At 54.5% G+C, this 17,797-nt stretch carries 15 protein-coding genes; 6 read left to right on the top strand and 9 right to left on the bottom strand.

Annotated elements, in window-relative coordinates; all coding sequences use genetic code 11:
- Nucleotides 1-167 precede the first annotated feature (167 nt).
- Complete coding sequence (locus tag RDL66_RS00520; protein WP_308534538.1) at nt 168-1,451, top strand: diaminopimelate dehydrogenase; 1,284 nt, start codon at nt 168-170, stop codon at nt 1,449-1,451.
- Nucleotides 1,452-1,604: 153 nt separating this feature from the next.
- Here RDL66_RS00520 and RDL66_RS00515 read toward each other — a convergent pair whose 3' ends face one another.
- Together RDL66_RS00515 and RDL66_RS00510 are read right to left on the bottom strand one after the other, a co-directional pair.
- Nucleotides 1,605-2,243 (bottom strand): antitoxin, encoded by a 639-nt coding sequence (locus tag RDL66_RS00515; RefSeq protein ID WP_308534537.1) that lies wholly within the window; start codon nt 2,241-2,243, stop codon nt 1,605-1,607.
- Nucleotides 2,244-2,255: 12 nt separating this feature from the next.
- Nucleotides 2,256-2,735, bottom strand: coding sequence for a hypothetical protein (locus RDL66_RS00510; protein WP_308534536.1), 480 nt, complete (start codon nt 2,733-2,735; stop codon nt 2,256-2,258).
- Nucleotides 2,736-3,111: 376 nt separating this feature from the next.
- Here RDL66_RS00510 and RDL66_RS00505 point away from each other — a divergent pair, with 376 nt between their 5' ends.
- From RDL66_RS00505 to RDL66_RS00490, 4 genes are all read left to right on the top strand, one after another.
- A complete protein-coding gene (locus RDL66_RS00505) occupies nt 3,112-4,203 on the top strand; it encodes a hypothetical protein (protein ID WP_308534535.1) in 1,092 nt (363 codons plus the stop codon).
- Nucleotides 4,200-4,877 (top strand): response regulator transcription factor, encoded by a 678-nt coding sequence (locus tag RDL66_RS00500; RefSeq protein WP_308534534.1) that lies wholly within the window; start codon nt 4,200-4,202, stop codon nt 4,875-4,877. Before RDL66_RS00505 ends, RDL66_RS00500 begins: the two co-directional genes overlap by 4 nt.
- Nucleotides 4,878-4,982: 105 nt before the next feature.
- The gene (locus RDL66_RS00495) at nt 4,983-6,149 is read left to right on the top strand and encodes a DUF418 domain-containing protein (protein WP_308534533.1); all 1,167 of its coding nucleotides are present in this window, start codon (nt 4,983-4,985) and stop codon (nt 6,147-6,149) included.
- A gap of 131 nt (nt 6,150-6,280) precedes the next feature.
- Complete coding sequence (locus RDL66_RS00490) at nt 6,281-7,888, top strand: methyl-accepting chemotaxis protein (RefSeq protein ID WP_308534532.1); 1,608 nt, start codon at nt 6,281-6,283, stop codon at nt 7,886-7,888.
- A 72-nt stretch (nt 7,889-7,960) separates the two neighbouring features.
- Here the strand turns inward: RDL66_RS00490 and RDL66_RS00485 are convergent, their stop codons facing one another.
- On the bottom strand, nt 7,961-9,664 hold the full coding sequence (locus RDL66_RS00485; protein WP_308534531.1) for a DASS family sodium-coupled anion symporter: 1,704 nt from the start codon (nt 9,662-9,664) through the stop codon (nt 7,961-7,963).
- Nucleotides 9,665-10,341: 677 nt separating this feature from the next.
- Here RDL66_RS00485 and dnaB point away from each other — a divergent pair.
- Nucleotides 10,342-11,718, top strand: a complete 1,377-nt coding sequence (gene dnaB, locus RDL66_RS00480) for a replicative DNA helicase (protein WP_308534530.1) — start codon at nt 10,342-10,344, stop codon at nt 11,716-11,718.
- A 54-nt stretch (nt 11,719-11,772) separates the two neighbouring features.
- Here the strand turns inward: dnaB and rplI are convergent, their stop codons facing one another.
- The 6 genes from rplI to RDL66_RS00450 all read right to left on the bottom strand — a co-directional run bounded on the left by rplI (nt 11,773) and on the right by RDL66_RS00450 (nt 17,740).
- Nucleotides 11,773-12,237: a 50S ribosomal protein L9 gene (gene rplI / locus RDL66_RS00475; RefSeq protein WP_297723770.1), complete on the bottom strand. Its 465-nt coding sequence runs from the start codon at nt 12,235-12,237 to the stop codon at nt 11,773-11,775.
- Between the two features lie 21 nt (nt 12,238-12,258).
- The gene (gene rpsR / locus RDL66_RS00470; protein ID WP_296181282.1) at nt 12,259-12,504 is read right to left on the bottom strand and encodes a 30S ribosomal protein S18; all 246 of its coding nucleotides are present in this window, start codon (nt 12,502-12,504) and stop codon (nt 12,259-12,261) included.
- Between the two features lie 90 nt (nt 12,505-12,594).
- Nucleotides 12,595-13,152, bottom strand: a complete 558-nt coding sequence (locus RDL66_RS00465) for a single-stranded DNA-binding protein (RefSeq protein ID WP_308534529.1) — start codon at nt 13,150-13,152, stop codon at nt 12,595-12,597.
- A gap of 132 nt (nt 13,153-13,284) precedes the next feature.
- Nucleotides 13,285-13,572, bottom strand: a complete 288-nt coding sequence (rpsF, locus tag RDL66_RS00460; RefSeq protein WP_297723768.1) for a 30S ribosomal protein S6 — start codon at nt 13,570-13,572, stop codon at nt 13,285-13,287.
- 362 nt (nt 13,573-13,934) lie between these two features.
- Complete coding sequence (locus RDL66_RS00455; protein WP_308534528.1) at nt 13,935-16,121, bottom strand: transglycosylase domain-containing protein; 2,187 nt, start codon at nt 16,119-16,121, stop codon at nt 13,935-13,937.
- Between the two features lie 95 nt (nt 16,122-16,216).
- A complete protein-coding gene (locus tag RDL66_RS00450; RefSeq protein ID WP_308534527.1) occupies nt 16,217-17,740 on the bottom strand; it encodes a CCA tRNA nucleotidyltransferase in 1,524 nt (507 codons plus the stop codon).
- Nucleotides 17,741-17,797 lie beyond the last annotated feature (57 nt).

Genomic DNA, 17,797 nt, shown 5'->3' with positions numbered 1-17,797 from the left:
GCGGGAAAAACCGGGCTTTTTCAGTAAACAATTTTGGGCGGCTATTGAACTGCGTTTGCCTTTAAAAGCAGTCCTGACTTTTCAAAAACGTTACCACGCCTCGATTTCCCCATATTTTAGCCATTTAGCGCTAAAATTGTGACACGCACGAGCCAATGGGGGCAGCGATGACACAGCAAGAAGACACGCGTATTCGCGTCGGAGTGGTCGGATTCGGCAACTATGGCAAGGCGGCCGCCAAAGCGGTCAGCAAGTGCCGTGACCTGGAGCTGGTGGCGATTTTTTCCAAACGTGACCCGCAAAAACTCCAAAACTCCTACGCCAAGGTTTACCCCACCGATACCGTAGCCCAGTTCGCCGACCGTATCGACGTCGTCATTATCTGCGACACCGTGGCGACGAACCTTCAGCAAGAAACCCCCCAGCTGGCCCAATATTTCCACACAGTCGACGCCCACCCCTTGCGCGGCAAACCACCCACCGCCGAGGAAGTCGAAGCGAAACGCAAGTTCCGCCTGGAGGAACTCGAACGGATGGCGAAAGACATCGCCGAACGCCAGGCGGCTCGTGACGCCGCGGCGGGCGTAGAACAAGAGGCTGGCACGCCTGAGGCAGCTCCAGACGCGCCGCCGGACACAAACGCGGCACCCGACACGACTGATGAGGAAAACCCTGATGAAGCCATCCACGAAGTCTCGGGCATGATGCTGCCGGCATTCATCAAAGAACCCGTTTTCCAGCCCGTCTATCAGCCCTTCCCCGACTATTTCGCAGCGGTGGACGAGGCGGGGCAATCCGCCAAACACGTGTCTTTGTGTGCGGTGGGTTGGGAACCGGGCCTGATGTCAATGTTCCGAGTCATTTCTGACTCCCTGTTCCCGAAAACGAAAACCTACACATTTTGGGGGCGCGGCATTTCCATGCAGTGGTCCAACGCGATTCGCGCCTTTGACGGTGTGTTAGATGCGGTGGCGTACCAGGTTCCCAAAGAGGATCCCCTCACGGCAGTATTGAATGGGGAACCGATCTATGATGATTCCCGCAAAGCCCTGCACTATATGGAGTGCTACGTAGTGGCTGACCCGGCCTATGACAAGGAGCAGCTACGTGAGGAAATCATCGCCATGCCGGGCTGGTTCGCCGACTACGACACCCAGGTCACGTTCTTAAGCCCCGACGAGATGCGCGAGTATCACTCGCGGCTGACCCACGCCGGGCTGATTTTGTCGCGCGCCACGACCTCCCAAGGCATCAACGAACAGATTAAGTTGGAAATCGACATGGACGACAACCCCGAGTTCACCGCCTACGTCATGGTGGCAGCAGCCCGGGCGGCTTACCGTGCCGGGCAAGCTGGCTGGTCAGGGGCACACACCATGATGGAAATTCCTCCCATCTGGTTGCACCCCGACCCGCCGGAAAAGCTCCGTTTCCAGACTTCCGGGTCATAGGTATTCCTTGGTGTCTTGGTGACACCACCCGGCAATACAACGCCGGCGTTCACAGACTAACAGTTCAAGCAGTTTCTGATGCCTCTATAATTGCTGATGAACACCAATTTGAACTGGAATCGAAGCCTAGACAGATGTGTATAAGTGTGCGACCTAATGCTTGTCTTTGCTGGCTAGAAGGTCATAAAGCTTACTGAGCATTTCCTGGGTTTCGATGAACTCGCTGCTTCCAGGTTTACCGTTTTCTTTAAACCAGTTTTTCAGCATATTAAAATCTTTCAAGCCCAGCTCGCCGCTGATGATGCCTTTTTCCTTTGACAATGCAACGGTTGTTGCTAACATCCCGATTTGACCGATGCCCATATCTGACCCCTGCGCGGCCTCAATGGTTTGAACTTCGTAACGCGTCAACTGCGCCAAACGCTGCACCGTCCTTCGGTCATCTGCCAAAGTTAAAACACCGTTAGGCAGCAAAACACCTTCCTGCATTTTGTATGCTGCATTGGCCGCCAGACCAGGCCCCTTCAAATCAGAGACCGCCTTATAAATTTGGCTGCGATCAGTAACTTTCTGTGTCAAATAGGCTCGCTCATCCGCACTGATAAACCCGTGCTTTTCAAGCTTGTCAAACATATAGCTCAGATCGACCTTAGTTCCCCAGGCTTCCACCCCACCTGGGGAAACAGTCACTGATGAGGTCGTTTCCATCGATTTCTGAAAGCCCTGCGCGGTCGAAACGTGAGGACTGACATTAGGCATCGACGTCCCTTGGAACGAACCAACATTAATCATTGCAAAGCCCCTCTACTCATATGACACCTCAATAGATTGCTTGGAAATAACCGTAACAGGAAAAATCGGTTGATTTTTGCTGTCCATAACGCCCCATTTAAAATAGAACGAGGTAGCGGGGGGATAGCCTGCAAAATCTGTAATGGTGCCATTAACACTAGCGCCATAAACAAACTGGGTAATGTCGGCGCAGTAATATTCAGAGTAGCCAACAGGGCACAACCCTGCAGCTAAACCCTGACCGACGGTCGGAGGATTTGTAATGGTTGCGCGAACTTTTATGTTGGTGATTTTGCCTACCAGGTCATTAGTCCAGGGCTTCAACTTTGAAGAATCGTACCATTGCTGCGTTCTGTATAAGCTGGGAGCACCTGTTACTTGATCCATCCAGGAACCTGGTCCGACGGCAACAGCACTTGGGATTCCGACAGAAAATGCCAACATAAATGCCGCTACTGTTCCAGACAGGATTTCAGGAATACGTTTTTTCATAATTTGTTCTCCTCACACGTAAATTGTGGCCAGTTTGGCCGTTGCCTCCTACACTAGAGCAAAACCACGGTCGTGAAAATATCCCAAAATTGGGGTATTCCACCTCGGAGAGGATTCCGATAGAGTGCGCTTAAACGTCTTTACGAGGAGGCTTTGATGCGTATTATTGCTGTTCTAATTGCTTTTCTAAGCACCGTGGGTCTGACTTTCGGAGCCTGTGGGCCGCACAGCGACTTGATCGCCGAGGAACACTCTGAAATAACAATCTGCGACATCATTCCACAGCTATGCTGAGTCTAAGCATCATGGGGAGGGAAGTTTGCACCTTACAAAACCTTGTTTATCCTGGATTTCCAGGAATAAGATTCTTCTAGCTGTGCTGTTCCTTGGTGTTGTTCTTGACTTCAGCATTACCCGAATTCGTGACAACCCCTGGAGTGTTTTAGGTGAACTAATCGGATTCGTAGTTTTCCTTGGCTACATATTTTTCCCTCGCGTAGGTGGATGGGTTTTTATTGCTGCAGTCGTTGCTATGAATGTGGTTCCCACGGTTGAATTTGGTCTGGTGGTGTACTTGACGATTCCGGTGATTTTTGACTGGTCATGGCGCGGCTGGTGGAAGCAAAGCTTGATTGCAACGCTCGTCAGTTCACTTGCGATATTGATTGGTTTTGCTGGTAAATACAATACGATTGCCAGCGTTTTTTACGCCTTGCTCCTGCTTTTTGCTCTCGGGGCAGGTTTTGTGCTGCGCCGGTACATTGAAGAAAATCTGCGGCTGAACATTCATTCGGTGATGGAACAACACCGTTACGAATTAGCTCTATTACAGACCAAGCAGGAATTGTCAGCAGAGTTGCACAACCATACGGCAGGAACGCTCTCCCGATTGACAACTCTGTCGGCCAAAATATTGGAAGATGCCAAGGATTCTCCCGAAACAAGTGAGGAAACCCGACTACGCTTGGAGTTGCTGCATGGAGAGTCTGTGCGAGCCCTCAGCGAACTGCGAAGAACATTAAGTGTGCTGGGACAAAACCCTACACTGAAAGCAACCCCCACACCCCTCGCCACCTCGCTAGATACGGCTAGAGACGTCGCGACGGGATTTGGCTTCAACGTAGAAATCGACACCGACCCTGAGAACCTGGGCACACTGAGTACCGCCGTCACCAGCTTGTTGCGTGAATGTGTCCGTGAAGCCCTGACGAATTTGATAAAGTACGGCAACCCTGAAAAGCCGTGTCGTGTGTCTATTGAGGTTGACTATACGGAGGGGATAGTAGATTTCACGATGATGAATTCAATTAGTTCTTTCTCTGCCAATCCGGTGTTGAGCAGCGGCAGGGGTTTGAAACTTTTGGGGGAGCAACTTCATATTTCAGGTGGTGTCCTCGAGGCGGGACGGACTGGGGAGCATTGGGTGTTACACATCACCATCCCTCTCGAGATGGAAGTGACAAAGTGAGCGGACAGGAAGTTATTAGGGTCATTTTTGCAGATGATGATGAGCTTTATATGCACGAGATGAGCATCCTCCTGAACAGTTTGGATTACATAACAATCGTCGGCAAGGCCGGGAACGGTCTCGAGGTGATGAATCTCATTGAGAACACAAATCACGATGTGGTGCTATTAGATGTGGCCATGCCGGGGATGAGTGGTATTGAAACGGTTACATCCGCGCTGACACACAATCCGGACGAACGGATTATTATGCTGACCGCTTTTGAACGTCCCGATATGCTACGTGCGGCCTTAACAGCCGGAGCAAAAGGATTTCTGACCAAAGAGACTGAGTTCCGTGAGATTGGTGAGGCCATTAAACGGGTGTACAGAGGCGGGAACGCCCTGGATAACAAGCCGTTATCGATGGTTATGGACTATTTCGTGTCCACCAATCCTCAACCTGCAAACCTGCAGCTGCAATCCCAAATCGATGCTCTACCCCAGCATTTACGTCAAGTCGTTCAACTCATAGGCAAGGCTTACTCCAACAAAGAAATCGCAACCGAAACCGGACTTTCCATAAATACCGTGAGTACGTACGTGAAATGTGCCCTCGCAAAACTTGGTATGCGCCGCGGAGAATTGACCATGCAGATAATCCGTCTGGGTCTGGACCAGACACCACCGGTTTAACCAAACGTGTTACAAATTCCCACCATGCTTTGACAAAATTGTTTTGAATGAAACGTGATTTCCGGCAATATCAGTTCCGCTCCCCAAGTCAGCTAAACTGCCTCTGTGACGGATTTTGCGCAGCGGCTGCTGGGGCGCCCGGCTCTGACCGGTCGGGTCGTCGGCCTGGATATGGCTCGCGGCCTGGCCATTTTGGGCATGTTCACCGCGCATATGTGGGTTTCGGTGCAAGGTCCCGTCTCTAGCGTGATGGCCTTGTCTCACGGACGTTCCGCCCCGCTCTTTGCACTGCTCGCGGGGGTTTCGATGGGCATCATGCAAGACCGTATGGCCCGGCGCTTTGCCGACTCCCCCGCGCTGTCGCGTCGCTATTACGGTGAAAAAATCCTGGTACGTGCCGCTGTCTTAATCCTCATCGCCGCCCTGCTCAGCCTCTTCAACACCCGTATCCTGCTGATTCTCGATAACTACGGGGTGTGGATGGTTTGCGCCCTGTTGCTTTCAGGCCTCTCCGTTCCGGGCCTGGTGTGGATCATCGGACTGTTGCTGGTGGCGGGCATTCCGCTGTGGCACTACCTCAACCTGCTGTTTGTTCCGCCCGAGATCGGCGTGGTCCTGGGGCTCAATGACTATCAGATGCCCACCTTCCTCATCTATGTACTGACCGGGCTGATCCTGTGGCGTTTGGGTTGGGCGGGGGCGAGCCCGCGGTCGCATCGACTGCAGAAGGTGGGGGCGGGCCTCGGGCTGGGTGTGGCTTTCGTGGTTTTCGGGGTCGGCACCGCCATTGATTCGCTACGTCTGGGACGGGTTTCCGGGGTCATTCTCAATCAAGACACCCTGTCCATCGCCAACCCCACCCCGGCCCAGTTTTGGTATCAAACCCTGGTCTATATCGCTCCGCACACGGATTCTGTAGCGGAAACCGTGGCCAATACCGCTTGGTGCATCGGACTGACTTCCCTGTTGTTGCTGGCAGGGCCTACCTTCAACCGGTTTATGTCCCCGGTGGCGGCGTTAGGTTCGATGGCGCTGAGCACCTATACCCTCCACGTCATCTGGCACACCATCACGTTTCGCGTGTTCGGCTATCCCGGACTCATCCCCTCCCTCATCATCATGATGATGGTTTTCCTGCTGGCCGCGAGCCTGTGGCGGTTACGGTTTGGCAAGGGTCCGCTGGAGGCTTTCCTGGCTCGCCTCAGCGATCCTCCCGCTGTTAACCACACTGCTGAGAATTCTGACGGGTCTGCTCCGACCAATCTGGCTTAGGCCCGAGTCTGTTCAAAACATAGCGATGACCCAAAAATCCCTTAAACATTTTCAATCAAATTTGAAACATAACACTATTTCAGCGCTAAAGTGGATTTGGCTGGTTCATTTACAAAGAAAGGGAGCTGAATATGAAATCCAAAAAAATCTCACTGGTTTCTCACCTAAGACTTTCCCAAAAAATATGGAGTTTAGTCATCATATCGACCGTCATCATGGCGTTCTTGGCTGTTATCAGCTTGATTATGGGGGTACGCATTGAATCTGACACTACCAGGGAAGCGAAACTGTCCGAGTTTCAGGTTCCCCTAACTCAACTCAACACCGAAATAATGCGCAACCGTATGAATATTTCTGATATCTGTTCGGTTCCCAATGACGTGGCCCCAGAGATTATTCAAGTCATGCATGATACGGATGCGAAAGTACTTGACCTTTACACTCAGATTCTCAATAAGGGAGGCAAAGAGGCACTACCCCCTATCGTAGGTTTTGACCAGAAATACCAAGACTGGATTTCATTCCGTGACAAGGAAATCACACCCCTGGTCCAAAACAAAGAGTTGGCGCAGTACTTTACCTTGGCCACCGCTAAGGGACCCGGCTCCAACCAGGAACAGATCGGCAACTATACTGCAATGGTAGACAATTCGCAGCAAATGATGCTTAAGGAAATGGCCCAGGCCCGTAGCGATGTCATTCAATCGCGCACTATTTTGCGAACCTCTATCCTGGGTGCCGGAATTCTGGGCATCATCATTATGTCGCTGTTGGGATGGTCGACCGTACAGTCGATTACACGTCCCCTACGCGAAATCCAGAACTCTCTAAACGCTATGAGCCAGGGTGATTTGACTCAAAATCCGCAGGTGACCTCTCATGATGAAATTGGCCAGATGTCGCAGTCCCTTACTGCCGCACTGGCTTCGTTGCGAGGTCTGATTTCTCATACTGTCGAAACGGTGGATCAAGTGGAGGGCACTGTCAAGGTCGTGAAAGAGACCAGTGACCAGGCGGTAGCGGCTGCGGCCAGTTCGCAGGATGATTCTCAACGCGTTGCCGCTCAAGCTGACGAAGTATCCAGCAGTATTCAAACCGTAGCGGCCGGCTCGGAAGAAATGAACGCGTCTATCCGCGAAATTTCTTCCAACGCGAACGAAGCTGCGCGTTTTGCGGCCGATGCTGCTCAAGCCGCCCAGCAAACTAATGAGGTTGTGTCTCGGCTGGGCGATTCTTCCCAAGAAATTGGGGAAGTCATTAAGTCTATTACTTCCATCGCCGAGCAAACTAACCTGTTAGCTTTGAACGCGACCATTGAGGCCGCACGTGCCGGGGATGCCGGAAAAGGATTCGCGGTAGTTGCAGGGGAAGTGAAGGATCTAGCTTCTGAGACTGCAAAAGCTACCGAGGACATCGGAACCAAGATTGAAAAAATCAAGTCTGACACTGATGATGCGGTCCAAGCCATCGGCAAGATTGGAGAAATTATTTCTTCCATCAACGACTTCCAGACGACCATCGCGGCGGCGGTAGAGGAACAAACCGCCACTACGAACGAGATGTCTCGTTCGGTATCGGAGGCTGCGGAAGGCTCGTCTACAATCGCGGCTTCCATCTCTTCGATTGCACAAGCAGCATCCGGGGCGGTGCAAACCTTGGACGCTATCAATCAAAGCACCCAAGAGTTGAGCGAACACTCGGAATACTTAAAGACCCAGATTGGGAACTTTAAGTTCTGAGACTGACCTCCCGTAAAAATGATTTTGGGCTAGCCGCAAGGCTAGCCCAAAATCATATCTAGGTATAACTGCTTATGGCAGAGCCAAACCGAAGATGGGGATAGCCAGGGCAAACACGGTGATGGTAATCAACACCAAGCCCACCAGGGCGATGATGAAACCGCCCTTGATCATATCCGCAATCTTGAGGTACCCAGAACCGTAAGCGATAGCGTTCGGCGGGGTCGCGACCGGCAGCATGAACGCACAGGTCGCAGCCAGAGCAGCCGGAATCGTCAGAATCATCACGTTCGGGCCTTGCAGACCGATACCCATAGCCACGCCACCGATGATCGGCAGGAACGCGGCCGCGGTAGCGGTGTTCGAGGTCAACTCGGTCAGGGCCAGCACCAGGGCGGCCACGGCTAGGACGATAATCACAATGGGCGCACCCGCCAGTCCCTTCACCATCTCACCGATGTAGTTGGACAAGCCGGTGTGCTGGAACTGCTTGGACAGCGACAGACCGCCGCCGAACAGCAGCAAGATGTCCCACGGAATCGTCTTGGCTTCGTTCCACGTCACCAGACGTTCTCCGTTGGTCTTGCCGGGGATGATGAACAGCAGCACCGCTACGCTCATCGCCACGATAGCGTCAAGCTTCTTCGGACCTTCGATGCCTGTAGCTTTCAAAATCAGCGGCACGAAAATCCAGCAGAACACCGCCAGGATGAACAGCAACATAACCAGCAGTTCGCCGCCGCGCAGTTTCCCGAGCTTGGCGTATTCCTCGTTGATGAGTTCCTTACCGCCGGGGATTTCCTCGATTTCCGGCTTGAACATGACGAAAGTCAAAATCCACCAGGCGAACAGGGTAAAGACAACCACCATCGGGAAGCCCATCAGGAACCACTTGCCGAAGTTGATGTCGTACTTCAACGTATCGCTCATGTACGCCTTCAAAAGGGTGTTCGGGGGGGTCCCGATGGGGGTCGCCAGCGAGCCGATAGAGGCGGAGTAGGCGATGGCCAGCATCAAACCGATAGCGAAGTTAGACCGCTTAATACCGTGCTTTTCCGCCGTGGTCGAGGCCACATTGTCGCCCTCGTTCAACAGACCGGACATGACACCACCGTGGATAGCTCCACCGTAGGCGGCTTCCACGTCCAGACCTTTACCGACGGCGGCGTTCTTGTCCTGGGCGGATTCAAACAGCTGAACTACGGATAGGCCGATGGGCAGCATCATCACAGCGGTTGCGGTGTTGGACACCCACATCGAAATAAACCCGGTAGCAATCATGAAGCCCAGAATCAGGCGGCGGGGTTTGACCCCCACGATGCGGACGATACCCAATGCCACGCGCCGGTCAAAGTGCCAGCGTTGCATGGCGATAGCCAGGATGAACCCGCCCATGAACAGGTAAATCGTGTCCGATGCGTAGGATCCGGCGGTGCCCGCGTAGTCGTTGACTCCCAGCAGGGGGAATAACACCAGCGGAACCATTGCCGTAGCCGCCAGTGAGATAGCTTCGGTCATCCACCAGATAGCCATCATGACCGCGATACCGGCGACCAGATACACCGCACCCACATTCATTTCTTCTTCTTTGATTACGTCGGCGCCAACGGACTTCGTAATCACGTCCACAGCGTCACGGGGAATCAAAAAGTAAACGATGGCACCTAGGATGATGCCACCGAAAAGCCCGATTAGCCGGACCTTTGATATTTTCTTTTCGCCCTCAGATTGCTCCACATCGTGTTTGTCGATCGGAGGGACTTCCTTCACACTCATACTTTCGCGTGCCTTTCGTGTTTAATCGGCTCAGCTTTGAGCTGACTTTGCACATTCTACATGAGAATAAGAAGGGCAAATACCAGGTCGAGGGCTTTTCTTGGGGTTTTCTTGGTAAACGTCCAGGTTATCCCTGTGTCACAGATTGGGATTTTATTTTTTCAAACCTTGGTTATTCACGAGTTCGGTGCCACGGTTTTTCGGGTTTTCCCGCGATTTTTCGGGGGTGTGGATAACCTGTGGATAAAATTGCAGTTTGTTGAAACAATTTTCTCTCTCGTTTCTTGCCTAAACGCCCTCAAGTGTGCTAAAGAGGCATTTTGCTATGCCAAATACCCAGCTCATGCCCTGTTTGAGCGGTGGAACCTTATTTCTGTAGTGAAAGGTTTGGAGAATTTTTTGTGGCGATTTTTAATTCACAGCGACTGTGGATAACCTGTGGGTTCCCAACCCGCAACATCTCACATAACTTTGACAGAGGAGCCTAGGTGATAAAAAACTTAAAAAAACAATTCACCGCCTTACCCACCGGTTATCCACAGACTTATTCGGGGTTATCCACCTATTTTCCACCAAAATGGTTTGCTAAGTCAGAACCGAAAGCGTAGGTTTGAGCCCGGATATCTATCTTTCAACCCCTTCCTAGCGGGGGTGAAGTGTCGGTGAAAGGAGTCCGCGTGGAGGAACAAAATAATCTGGCTGTCGACCGGATTCCCCCCCACAACATCTTGGCTGAGCAATGTGTGCTCGGTGCCATGATTCTGTCAAAAAATGCCATCGCCGACACCTATAAATTGCTGCTGCCCAGCGACTTCTATGACTCGCGTCACGAGATTATTTTCAACACTATCCTGGACCTCTACGCGGCGGGAGCGGCTTCCGATCCGGTGACGGTGCCTGCCGAACTGGAAAAACGAGGTCAGCTTTCTCGCGTCGGGGGCTTGGATTACATTCACACCGTTATCCACTCGGTGCCTACGACCGCTAACGCTGCCTACTATGCACAGATTGTGCGCGACCAGGCGACCTTGCGCGGCCTGGTCGAAGCAGGCACCCGCATCACCCAGCTCGGTTACGCCATCGACACTACTGACGCGGACGAACTTATCAATACCGCCCACGCTGAACTGGACCGAGTCAGCGAGAAACGCACTTCTGAAGACTATCGACCACTGTCCGAACTGCTGACCCCAGTCTTGGACGAAATCCAACAGACCGACGACGACCCGCACACGGTTCACACTGGGTTCCTCGATTTTGATAGTGTGACTAACGGTCTGCGCGCTGGTCAGCTCATCATTGTGGCGGCGCGTCCGGCGATGGGTAAATCGACTTTTACCCTAGATATTTTGCGTCACGTGACTTTGAAAGAGAAACGGGCGGCGGCGATTTTTTCTCTCGAGATGTCGGCTGCGGACATTATCAAGAGGATGCTGTCGGCGGAGGCTAGCGTGCCGCTGTCCCTCCTGTTCGCGGGGATGCCCAACGATGGCCCCCAGAACCAAGCCAACTGGGACAACATCGCTTCAGCGTATAACCGAATGAAGTCCGCGCCTTTCTTTATTGACGATTCCCCGAACCTGACCATGCCCGATATTCGAGCCAAGTGCCGGCGCCTCAAGCATTCCACAGATTTGTCCCTCGTTGTCGTGGACTACATTCAGTTGATGAGTTCACACAAACGCATCGAGTCGCGTCAACAGGAAGTTTCCGAGATTTCAAGGTCCTTGAAACTGTTGGCCAAAGAGCTGGAGGTGCCGGTCATTGGGGTCGCTCAGCTGAACCGTGGGCCGGAGTCTCGTACCGATAAGAAACCGATGATGAGCGACCTGCGAGAATCGGGTTCGTTGGAGCAGGACGCTGACCTGGTGCTGTTGCTGCACCGCCCCGAGTATTACAACTCGGACGACCGTCCCGGCGAAGCTGACCTCAATATCGCCAAACACCGCAATGGACGCACCGAAATTATAAACCTGCAGTTCCAAGGCAAGTTTTCGCGTTTCGTTTCGGGGATTCACCGCAATCAAGAGGAACCCCCGCCCCCGGATTACTAAAAACGCCCGGTGCCGGAAACCCGCAGGTTCCCGGCACCGTTCTCTATTTAGGTTCTACTTTTCGGCCCGCACCGTGACTTCCAGCGGTGAGGTCAATTCTTCGAACAGGCGCACCGTCAGCTGGTAGGTACCGACTGCCTTGATGGGCTTCTCAATGACAATCTTGCGCTTGTCGATTTCAGCGCCCTTTTGCTCCTTAACCGCCGCGGCGATCTGAGCGGTGGTGATAGCCCCGAACAGACGCCCGTTCGCGCCGGCCTTGGCATCAATCAACACCGGGTCGCCCTCGGCAAGCTTGGCTTGCACCGCCTGAGCGATTTCCATCGAGGCAATCTGTTTCTTTGCCAAGGCGGCCTTCATCCGGTCGATTTCCACCTGGGATCCCTTGGTCCACGGCATCGCCAAACGGCGCGGCAACAGGTAGTTGCGAGCGTAACCGGGGCGTACTTCCACCACGTCGCCAGCGTTACCGAGCTTGGCGACTTCGTGGGTCAAAACAACTTTCGTATTCTGAGTCATTGTTTACTTCCTCCCTCAAATTTAGCGGCCGGAACCGGAGTAGGGCAGCAAAGCCATTTCGCGGGCGTTCTTAACCGCTTTCGCAATCTGACGCTGTTCCTGGACGGTTACACCGGTGACGCGCCGGGCGCGAATCTTGCCGCGGTCCGAAATGAACTTGCGCAGCAAAGCGGTGTCTTTGTAGTCAATGTTGCCAACCTTTTGAGCCTTTAGGGGGTTGGTCTTTTTCTTAATGGGTTTGTTGTTATTGCGCATCTGCTTACCCATATCGATCTCCTTTATATATAACGTGTTGAAAAACTTATCTGTGCTGTGTCGGAATGCCGCGGGGAAAAGCCCTAACGACGGCAAACCGGTCTAGAACGGCGGATTTTCGCCAAAGCTGGAATCAGCCGGAGCCCCCGGGGCGCCAAAGCCAGGCGCGGGCGAACCCCACGCGTCCCCGTCGGAGCCTCCGGCGGGAGCACCGTAAGTGGGCTGCGGCTGAGCTGTGCCAGGAACGCTGTTGTAGCCGCCGCTACCCGCGTTGGCACCAAAGCCTCCCTCACCGCGCTGAGTCCGGTTCACCGAGGCGGTAGCAAACCGCAGGGACGGACCAATCTCATCTACCGTCATCTCTACTGAGGTGCGCCGAGAACCATCTTGGGCTTCCCAAGAACGCTGCTGCAAACGGCCTTGAGCGATGACGCGCGACCCCTTGTGCAGGGATTCCGCAACGTTTTCCGCCAGTTCCCGCCAAGCGGTACACCGCAAGAACAGGGCTTCGCCGTCTTTCCAGCTGTTGGAGGCCCGGTCAAACGAACGCGGAGTTGACGCAATCGTGAAAGAAGCCAACGCCGTGCCGGACTGGCCCCAGCGAAGTTCCGGGTCCGCCGTCAAGTTGCCTATTACCGTGATAATCGTGTCGCCTGCCATTGTTTCTCCTTAGTTGTCATCAATTCGGGGGCGTGGTGCCAAAATCCGCTCGTTGCGTGGTGCCTTTCCGGCTCTACTCAACATATCAGGGACCCTGGAGACCAAAATTCGCCTCCGTTGGATTGGAAAAAATTAGGCATCCTTGCGCATCAGTTTGGTGCGCAGAATCGACTCGTTTAGGCCCAGCTGACGGTCCAATTCCTTGGCGATTTCCGGGGTGGTTTCCATGTCGACAACCACGTAAATCCCGTCAGTCTTTTTCAGAATGGGGTAGGCGAGCTTGCGCTTGCCCCACACATCAAGTTTCTCAATCTTGCCCCCCAGGTCTTCTACCTGGCCAAACAGGGCGCTCATCGAGGGTTCGACAGTGCGTTCATCGACCTCGGGGTCAACAATCACCATCATTTCGTATTTCCGCATATAACTCTCCTTTGGTCTTAACGGCCCCGGTCCCTCCGGAGCAGGAGTCGCCGTCCTGGCGCGGCGCCAAAACAGCCTTACGATTCTAACGTTTTCCGCTCCCTTTAGCCAATTCGGGGGTTGGTAATGCGAAGTCGGAGGACTTACCCACCTGTGGAGTCGAAAAACATGTCTCAGCCGGCCCGCTATATGCTACTGTAACACCAACTCTAACATTTTAGGGTTAGACTCCCGCCACCCCTCAAAGTCCCAACCACCAGGACATATACCAACTGCCAACCCGCCCTTGTGCCAGCTACTGTAACGTACTGTAACAATGTTAGAGTAGCTGTCCCACCGGGCTTGTAAATCAGTACCGGTTGTTACGAGACGGACCCACCCGATTCGGTCGCGCCGCCTTCCCCACCCGGGGTCGGGTTGGGGGGAACAGGCGAATTACTAGGGTTGGGAACGAACCCGGAAGTGCCCGGGATGGTGGGACTGGGTTCGGTTCCTCCCGAACCATTCCCCGGCTCATTCCCGGGACTGTGCGGCGTCGCGGGAGAAGGCGATAGGGAAGGGCTGGGGGACAGAGAATCATCGGGACTGGGACTCAGTGAAGGTTCAGTCTCGGTGGGGCTTGGTTCCTCCGACCGGGTCACTTCCACTTTCTTGAGTTTTTGGGCCTTCGCAAACTGCTCCACTTCCAGGCCTTTCACGGCCCCGGACATATATTGTTTCCACAGCCACGCCGGCCAGGTAGAGCCGGTAACCTCACGGATACCGCCAAACGGTGAGATGGATTGTTCCTCCCCGTTAGGTCCGGACTGGTACAGACCGACAATGGTCACCACTTGGGGAATGAATCCGGCGAAAACCGCAGACTTGTTATCGGTGGACGATCCGGTCTTACCGGCGGAGGGCCTGCCGATTTGGGCTTTCGCCGCGGTGCCTCCCGCCTGGAACGGTCCCGTCAAGGCTTGGGTGGCGGTCAGGGCGATATTGCGTTCAATGACCTGGTCCGCCGAGAACGACGGCATATAAACAATGTCCCCAGAAGTGTCCGTAACCTGGCGAATCATGTGGACAGTCTCACGTTTGCCCTCGTTGGCAATAGTTCCGTAAGCTTCGGCGATATTTGCCGCCGTCGGAGAAGCCGAACCCAGCACGTTCGTCAGAGCATCGTCCAGGCCCGGGGTGTTTTCGGGATAGCCCAAACGAATCGCCACTTCCTTGGTCAAGGACGGTCCGACCTTCGCGTTCAAAGCGACATAGGCCGTGTTGATAGATTTCGCGGTAGCTTGTGCCAGGTTGACCGTTCCATATGAGGCTCCGGCGAAGTTCCTGATGGGCACGCCTTGTATGGTCTGCGGGGAGTTCCCCGGATAGGTGTCGTTCAACGACCCGCCCTGTTCCAGGGAGGCAATCATGCCGAAAGGCTTAAACGTCGACCCAGCCTGGAAGTGTTCCTGGGTGGCGGCGTTGATTTGGACTTTCAGATAGTCCTGCCCCGGATATTCCGCAATAATTTCCCCCGTCTTCGGATCGGTGGAAATCATCGCGACGTGCAAGTTCTCCGAATGCCCCGACGGCAGCTTCGCCACCGTCTGTTCCATCAGTTTGACTTTATCTTTGTCTAAAGTCGTGGTGATTTTCAGCCCCATCGTGTCGATTTGTTCCTCGCTCAAGCCAGCCAAATCTTTCAGTTCTTGACGCGCCTGGAACATGAAATAGCCGTTCAGCCCCCCGAAATCCTGCACGCTTTGGGTGGGCGGAATCGTGGCCGGGAACTGCGCCGATGCCTGCTGTTGCGGGGTGATATACCCATCGGCGGCCATGTTCTTAATGACCCGTTTCCACCGTTTTTCCGCCAGTTCCTGGCTCACGGCCGGATCGTAGGCGGAAGGCGCGGGGATAATGCCGGACAGCAGGGCGGCCTCGGAGTAATCAATATCTTTGGCATTTTTCCCGAAATAAGCCTTCGCAGCAGCCTGGATTCCATAGGATCCGCGGCCGAAATAAATCGTGTTCAAATAGTTGCCCAGGATTTCGTCTTTTTCCTGCTGGCGGTTAATCTTCAGCGCCATAATGGCTTCTCTGGCTTTCGCCCAGTACCGCTGCAAAACGTTTCCCTGGTTCGTGTTTTCCGCCATGTAGTAGCGTTCCACGTACTGTTGGCTCAGCGTGGAAGCGCCCTGCGTCGACCCGCCGCGCGCGTTATTGAGGAAAGCCCGGGCGATGCCGCGCAAGTCAACCCCGGAGTTGGTCCAGAAGGTGCGGTCTTCCGAGGCCACGACCGCGTTGCCAATCTGTTTGGGCAGATCTTTTGTTTCGATAATTTCCCGGTTTACCTCAGCGAACTTGCCGATTTCGGTGGTTCCATCGGAATAGTACACGGAGGTGACTTGGGCGCGAGCGAACTCGGCGGGTTTCGGTATTTCGGTCGTGGCATAGACGACCAGGAAAGTTGCTAGGGCGCCCACAATGCCCAGAATGATAAGGAACAGCAGGGTCAGGAAAAAGTTGCGTACGTAGTGGTGTTTGCGCCGTTTGGGACGCACCTGTCGCACTGTTTGCCCAGTTACTGTGCGTGGTCGCGCTGCCTTTGCCATGTTACCTGTCCTCGCCACAGTTTTGCCGATTCACCCTAAGCGGTGAAGCGGGGTTACCGCGCTTTGTCCTGCTCTTTCGTACCATTGTGCCATTTTTCCCACCAGTCACGCAGAACGGCAATGGCATTATCGTGTCCGACTGGGCCGTGTTCCATCCGATAGGCCAGCATATATCGATAAGCTTTGCCGACGTCCGGGCCGGCGGGAATCCCCAGGATTTCCATGATTTCGTCCCCGTTGAGTTCGGGGCGGACCGCGTCTAGTTCCTCCTGGGCTTTCAGCTCCTTAATCCGGGTTTCCAGGTCATCGTAGGCGGCCGCTAGGCGGTGGGCTTTTTTCACGTTGCGGGTCGTGCAGTCGGCACGAGTCAGGCGGTGCAGGCGTTCCAGCAGGGGACCGGCGTCGGTGATGTAGCGGCGCACGGCGGAATCGGTCCACACTTGTTCCCCGTAGCCGTGAAACCGCTGGTGCAAAGCGACCAGGCGGGACACATCACGAATCGTCGCCTTGTCATATTTCAAGGCTTTCAGGCGGGCGCGGGTAATCCGGGCGCCGACCACGTCGTGCTGGTGAAAAGTCACGACCCCGCCGGCTTCAAAACGCCGGGTCGCGGGCTTGCCAATATCGTGCAAAATCGACGCTAGGCGCAGCACCAAATCCGGTGCAGGCACCGGCCCGTCCGGCCCGGTCTCCTGGGCAATCGCCTGGTCGAGCACGGTCAGGGAGTGTTCCCACACGTCCTTGTGACGTTTGTGTTCGTCCTGCATATCGCGCAACTCCATCAGTTCGGGCAAGACCTGGTCGGCCAGCTGGGTATAAACCATCAGCTCCAGCCCACGGCGCGGCGCGGTTGCGGTCATCAGGCGGGACAGTTCGGCTTGGACGCGCTCAGGGGAAACAATGCTCAGCCGTTCGCGCATGGTTTCCATCGCCTGCATCGTTTCGTAATCCACGTCAAACTCGAGCTGGGCGGCAAATCGAGCCGCACGCATAATCCGCAGGGGGTCGTCGGAAAATGATTCTTCCGGGTCGATAGGGGTGCGCAAAATCCCGGCCGCTAAATCGTTGAGTCCTCCGGTGGGGTCCACCAGCTCCAGGTTAGGCAGGCGCAATGCGATGGCATTAACCGTGAAATCGCGGCGGAACAGGTCTCCCTCCAGGGTGTCGCCGAACTTGACGGTGGGTTTGCGCGAATCCCGCTGGTAGTCGTCACTGCGATAGGTCGTGATTTCGAACACGTCATCGCCTTTGCGGGCTCCCAAGGTGCCGTAGTTGCGTCCTACGTCCCATACCGCGTCCGCCCACGAGCGCAGTACCGCCTCGGTTTCATCGGGACGCGCCGAAGTGGTCAGGTCCAAGTCGTGGGGGGTGATTCCCAGCAAGGCGTCGCGAACCGGCCCTCCGACCAGCGCAATCTCAAAGCCCGCGGCGGTGAACACCTCTCCGAGAGGCACCACTTTCGCCTCCAGCGCTTGGCGCACCGCGTCCTGCCGACTCGCCTTCGTACCGGACTGTTCCCCTGCCGCGGCCGGGCGAGTTTGGGGCGGAAGTGCGTTTTTCGCGGTCGTTTCGGTCATGGCCCTCCTTTCTGGGTATGTTTTCCTCACAATGATCGGCCTATTACCGAGACTTTT

Source organism: uncultured Mobiluncus sp., assembly GCF_902488535.1.
In the GTDB taxonomy this organism is placed as follows: Bacteria; Actinomycetota; Actinomycetes; order Actinomycetales; family Actinomycetaceae; genus Mobiluncus.
This window is presented reverse-complemented; position numbering and strand designations above follow the sequence as displayed.

What these genes read in the sequence shown, in the direction of transcription:
- RDL66_RS00520 (WP_308534538.1), top strand. Translation starts at nt 168, where the DNA reads ATGACACAGCAAGAAGACACGCGTATTCGCGTCGGAGTGGTCGGATTC.
- RDL66_RS00515 (WP_308534537.1), bottom strand. Translation starts at nt 2,243, where the DNA reads ATGATTAATGTTGGTTCGTTCCAAGGGACGTCGATGCCTAATGTCAGT.
- RDL66_RS00510 (WP_308534536.1), bottom strand. Translation starts at nt 2,735, where the DNA reads ATGAAAAAACGTATTCCTGAAATCCTGTCTGGAACAGTAGCGGCATTT.
- RDL66_RS00490 (WP_308534532.1), top strand. Translation starts at nt 6,281, where the DNA reads ATGAAATCCAAAAAAATCTCACTGGTTTCTCACCTAAGACTTTCCCAA.
- RDL66_RS00485 (WP_308534531.1), bottom strand. Translation starts at nt 9,664, where the DNA reads ATGAGTGTGAAGGAAGTCCCTCCGATCGACAAACACGATGTGGAGCAA.
- rplI (WP_297723770.1), bottom strand. Translation starts at nt 12,237, where the DNA reads ATGACTCAGAATACGAAAGTTGTTTTGACCCACGAAGTCGCCAAGCTC.
- rpsR (WP_296181282.1), bottom strand. Translation starts at nt 12,504, where the DNA reads ATGGGTAAGCAGATGCGCAATAACAACAAACCCATTAAGAAAAAGACC.
- RDL66_RS00465 (WP_308534529.1), bottom strand. Translation starts at nt 13,152, where the DNA reads ATGGCAGGCGACACGATTATCACGGTAATAGGCAACTTGACGGCGGAC.
- rpsF (WP_297723768.1), bottom strand. Translation starts at nt 13,572, where the DNA reads ATGCGGAAATACGAAATGATGGTGATTGTTGACCCCGAGGTCGATGAA.
- RDL66_RS00450 (WP_308534527.1), bottom strand. Translation starts at nt 17,740, where the DNA reads ATGACCGAAACGACCGCGAAAAACGCACTTCCGCCCCAAACTCGCCCG.